Raw genomic sequence first — 4,779 nt, forward strand, 5'->3', positions numbered from 1 at the left:
GGTGCGTGCTGGTCGGGCGGCTGCGGACCCAGCACCGGTCCGCCACCGGAATCGCCGAGCGCCCGCTTGGCCGTCTCGTTCAGGCTCACGTCCACCTCGTGCCCCAGAAACTGTTGCACCGCAAGCTCAGTCGCGACGCCGATGCCCGCGACCGCGACCACCAGCAGCACCGCCTGCCCGACCAGCAGACGTGCCCGCAGCGACCACCGGCGGCGCGGCGCTCGCACCGTGGGCGCGATCACCGGTCCGGATGGCGTTGCGGGCCTAGTTGTTTCGCCGATCTGCTTCGACTCGACTCGAGTCTTCTCAACGGGCGGGTTTGAGGACATAGCCGGCCCCTCGCAGTGTGTGGATCATCGGCGCACGACCGCTGTCGATCTTCTTACGCAGATACGAGACATACAGTTCGACGATGTTGGAGCGCCCGCCGAAGTCGTAGCTCCAGACCCGGTCCAGGATCTGCGCCTTGCTCAGCACCCGGCGCGGATTGCGCATGAACAGTCGCAGCAGCTCGAATTCCGTTGTGGTGAGCGCGATCTCGACGCCGTCGCGGCTGACCTCGTGACTGTCCTCGTCCAGCTCGAGGTCGCCGACCACCAGTCGCGAGCAGCTGTTCTCGGTGGCGACGCCCGAGCGCCGCAGCAGCGCCCGCAACCGCAACACCACCTCCTCGATGCTGAACGGCTTGGTGACATAGTCGTCGCCGCCCGCGGTCAGCCCCGCGATGCGATCCTCCACCGAATCCTTGGCGGTCAGCATCAGCACCGGCAGTTCCGGCCGCAGCTGCCGCAACCGTTCCAGCACTTGCAGACCGGTCATATCCGGCAGCATCAGGTCGAGCACGACCACATCGGGCCGCGACTCCCGCGCCCGGGTCACGGCCGTCCGCCCGTCCAGCGCGGTCTCGACCGACCACCCCTCATAGCGCAGCGCCAAACCCAGCAACTCCGCCAGCGCCGGTTCGTCGTCCACCACCAGCACCGTGAGGGGACTCCCGTCGGCACGCCGCAACGCGGCCCGCTCAATCGGGGCGTTTCCCGAGGTCACCACAGACATTGTTACAGCGTCAGGGACCCGACTGGGGCGTAGCTGGGCCGAACCTATGTGTCAGCTGTGAGACCTGTGCCCCCGCTGTGCCACTCGCGGATGGTTCACAGGGTTCGGCCGACGTCGGTGGTGGTCAGCTGGTCGAGGGCACGTTCGGCGAGGGCGGCGATGGTCAGGGACGGGTTGCAGGCGGCGGTGGTGCCGGGCATGAGCGCGCCGTCGAGGACGTAGAGGCCGGATTGGCCCAGGACTCGGCCCTCGAGGTCGCACACGGCACCCATGCTCGCGCCGCCGAGAGGGTGCCAGGTGGAGGGGAATACGGCGTTGGTGTCGAGCAGGGTGCTCGCCTCGCCTGCGATGCGGCGGACGGTGGGGTCGATGTGGTCGGCCTGGATGGTGGTGTCGCCGTCGGCGGGCCAGTGCAGGGTTGCGGTATCGGCGGCCGGGTCGTAGCGGAATTCGCCGCGGCCGGAACTGACGCCGTAGCCGACGAGCATGGTGCTGTGCGCGTCCACCGACAGCGGCGGGATGGACGCCTGGATGACGGTGTGGGCGGTGGCGGGGTCGTCCCAATTCAGGCTGCCGTAGACGACGGGACCGCCTTGGGCGAGGCCGAATTCCCGGGCGGGGTCGGTCCAGACGTAGATGCGATCGGCGTTGGTGCCCCAGCCGCGCCCGAGATCGTCGGGGAGATCGGGGATCTGGCCCGTGGCCGCCGCGCGCACCAGCAGCCTGGTGGTGTTGAGGCTGCCCGCGGCCAATACCACCGCGTCGGCGGTGAGGATCTTGTTCTCCAGCACGGCGCCAGTCGTGTCGGTGCGGTTCACGTGCACGACCCAGCGGCCGTCGGCGGCCCGCGCGAGATCGGTGACCTCGTGCAGGGTTTCGACGGTGACGCGGCCGGTGGCCTCGGCGGCGGCGATGTAGGTGACGTCGACGGTGTGTTTGCCGCCGTTGTTCACCCCCAGGGAGCCGTCGCCGTTGGTGTAGGAGGGGGACATTTCGCCGCGCAGTTCGGCGAGGGCGTAATTCCAGTCGATGGGCATGGGGATCTTCGACACCGGCAGTCCGGCCGCACGGGCACGTTCGGCGAAAACCCTTGCGGCCGTGTAGTTCTTCGTGTCGATCAGCTCATCGGGTGCGACAGCCAGGCTCAGCATGCGCGCCACTCGCGGGTAGTAGACGCGGTCGAGGGCCTGCCAGTCGAAGCCCTCCGGGAAATGGGTGCGGAACGCCGCCTCGGTGGGTTGCAGCGACATGCCCTGGTAGACAAGCGATCCGCCGCCCAGACCGGCCGCGCACAGGGCGGTCATGTTCTCGCCCGGGACCGCCTCGACCAGTCCGGTGTACGGCTCGAAAGCCACGGGCCTGCCGAACAATTCCGGGCTCGACCGGTGCCACAGCATGCGCTTGTCCGGTGCCGTGGCACGCGGGAAGGTCTGCGCGTTCGGGCCGGTGGGCCAGCGCATGCCGCGTTCGAGCAGCAGCACCGGGACACCGGCCTCGGCCAGGCGCAGGGCGGTGACGCCGCCGCCGAATCCGGAACCGATGACGATCACCCGATGGTCTTCGCGGGTGAGCCGAACCCTGTTGACGCGGGCGACTTTCGCCGAACCGGCTCCGGCGAGCGGTGCGGCGGCGATGAGCGCGGCGGCTCCGGACAGCAGGGAGCGACGCGAGATATCCGACATGTAATACCTTGAAAAGTCGACGGCTTTTAGTGATTCAATCGAGGGCGCAACCGGACAGCGGCTTGTCGTTCAGCCGATCCATCAGGTAGCCGATCGCATCGTCGGTGCCGAATCCGTCGATGATCTCCGGACCGAAATGATTGGGGATCGTGGCACCCGGAAGTATCGGCGGCAATTCATTGGTCCGGAAGGTGACCGTGGCCCCGGAAGCGCACCAATCGGCCGCCAATTGCCGGGCCTGACCATAGGGAACGGTGTCGTCATTGCGGCCACTGGTAATGAATACCGGGCTGGCCGGCGTAAGCGATCCGATGCGCTGCTGCCGCAAAACGGTTTGGATCGCCGGGATTTCACGCATGTGATCGACGAGCGGTCGTCCGTCGACGGTGAAAGCGTTGGTCCGCAGGAACGGGTGCAAGGCGATCACATCACCGATGCATTCGTTCGACAGCTCCCGCAGCAGGTCCTGCCCGGCGGGCGTCACCCGCGCCTCGAATTCCGGCCGCAGCTCCGGATACCGGTCGAGGAATCCGTTGAGCGCGAACCCGACCGCGCCGCCGATCAGGCTGCCTTCGATCCGGTCCAGAATGGCCGACAGATCCGCGGTCGGCGCACCCGCCCACGTGCCCTTCAGATTCAACTCCGGCGCGTACCCCGGCTGCATCTCCGCGGCCGCCGCGCTCGCGCCACCGCCCTGCGAATAACCCCAGAAGGCGAGCGGCGTCGCGGTCCCGCTGCCCGACAACGCGTTCGCCGCGCGCGCCGCGTCGAGCACGGCGTGCGCCTCCTCGATCCGGTTGGCGTAGGTGTGGATTCCCGGCGTCCCCATCCCGATGTAGTCGGTCACGAACACGCGTGCGCCCAGCGCGTTCCACGCGAACGCCGACTGCGCCTCCTGATTGGCCGAGAACGTCGGCGGGGTGAGGCTCGCGTAGATCCCCGTCGGGAACGCCAGCGACAACGCGCACTGATCGCCCTGCCCGACGGTGCCCGGCGCGATCAGCACCGTCGGCCGCGGCCCGCTCCCCCGCCAGGGCTGGGTCGAATCGATGAACGTGCCGGTCACGGCCACGGACGCGTCGTCCTGGGTGCGGGAGGTGTACATGACCCGCTGGGCGGGCAGCGGCCAGCTGCCGTCCTCGGCCGGGGCCGCGGCGTATACCGACATCGGCTCGGTTTTGATCACCGCGCCCGGCGTCGCATCGAATTGCGCTGGCGGGTAATAGAAATCGTTCACCGGCTCGGCGGCGGCCGGTGTCGCCGCGAGCGCGGTGGCCGCCACGGCGAGGCAGGCGGCGGCTCCCGCCACGGCGGTTCGGAGCACGGGTGAAGCGGACAGGTACTGCTGACGAGGCATCGCGGTCTTTCGGCTACGGACTTCCGTCACACGATTCGAGTAACCCGGTTACTCGAGTAACGGCGTTACCGTAGCGGTATGGCACGGGAAACGGAAGAGGCATTACGGGCGCGGATCCTCCACGAGGTGCGCGCCCTGCTCGAGGCCGACGGCTACGACGCGGTCCAACTGCGCGAAGTCGCCCGCCGCGCCCGCGTCTCCCTCAGCACCATCTACAAACTCTTCCCCACCCGCGACGACCTGCTCGTCTCCGCCATCGAACTCTGGATGGAGGAGAACACCTACCTCCCGATGACACCCCCACCCCCCGGCGAATCCCTCCACGACGGCCTCCTGCGCGTCATCCGCCACGTCTTCTCCCCCTGGGAACGCCACCCCATCATGCTCGAGGCCTACCACCGAGCCCGCACCGGCGGCTCCTCCACCCGCCTCGACAACCACGGCCTCGACGCCGTCTTCCCCGTCGCGGCCGCCGTCCTCGCCGGCGCGAACCCCGTCTACCTCGCCGACATAGCCGTAATCCTCTCCAACATGACCTACTCACTCCTCGCCCAATGCGCCGACGGCACCCTGAAGGTCTCCGAAATCCTTCTCCTCGCATCGATACCCAGCCCCGACTTCCGTCCGAACGGAAGGACAAACTGGTCATCGGGTACAAATAATCGAGCGTTACCCGAACGTTTG

4 protein-coding genes and 1 pseudogene are annotated in these 4,779 nt (G+C 68.1%); 1 reads left to right on the forward strand and 4 read right to left on the reverse strand.

Annotated features, from left to right (window positions below):
- The 4 genes and pseudogenes from ACWELQ_RS38250 to ACWELQ_RS38265 form a co-directional block, all read right to left on the reverse strand.
- Positions 1-242: pseudogene (locus tag ACWELQ_RS38250) on the reverse strand (two-component sensor histidine kinase); the annotation flags it as partial.
- Positions 243-306: 64 nt separating this feature from the next.
- On the reverse strand, positions 307-1,011 hold the full coding sequence (locus ACWELQ_RS38255) for a response regulator transcription factor (protein ID WP_452401901.1): 705 nt from the start codon (positions 1,009-1,011) through the stop codon (positions 307-309).
- Between the two features lie 140 nt (positions 1,012-1,151).
- Complete coding sequence (locus tag ACWELQ_RS38260) at positions 1,152-2,738, reverse strand: GMC oxidoreductase (protein WP_452401898.1); 1,587 nt, start codon at positions 2,736-2,738, stop codon at positions 1,152-1,154.
- A 34-nt stretch (positions 2,739-2,772) separates the two neighbouring features.
- Positions 2,773-4,095, reverse strand: a complete 1,323-nt coding sequence (locus tag ACWELQ_RS38265) for a lipase family protein (RefSeq protein WP_452401899.1) — start codon at positions 4,093-4,095, stop codon at positions 2,773-2,775.
- Positions 4,096-4,173: 78 nt separating this feature from the next.
- Here ACWELQ_RS38265 and ACWELQ_RS38270 point away from each other — a divergent pair.
- Positions 4,174-4,779, forward strand: a 606-nt coding sequence (locus ACWELQ_RS38270) for a TetR family transcriptional regulator (RefSeq protein ID WP_452401900.1), incomplete at its 3' end; no start/stop codon positions are given.

This window comes from Nocardia sp. NPDC004722 (assembly GCF_053601505.1).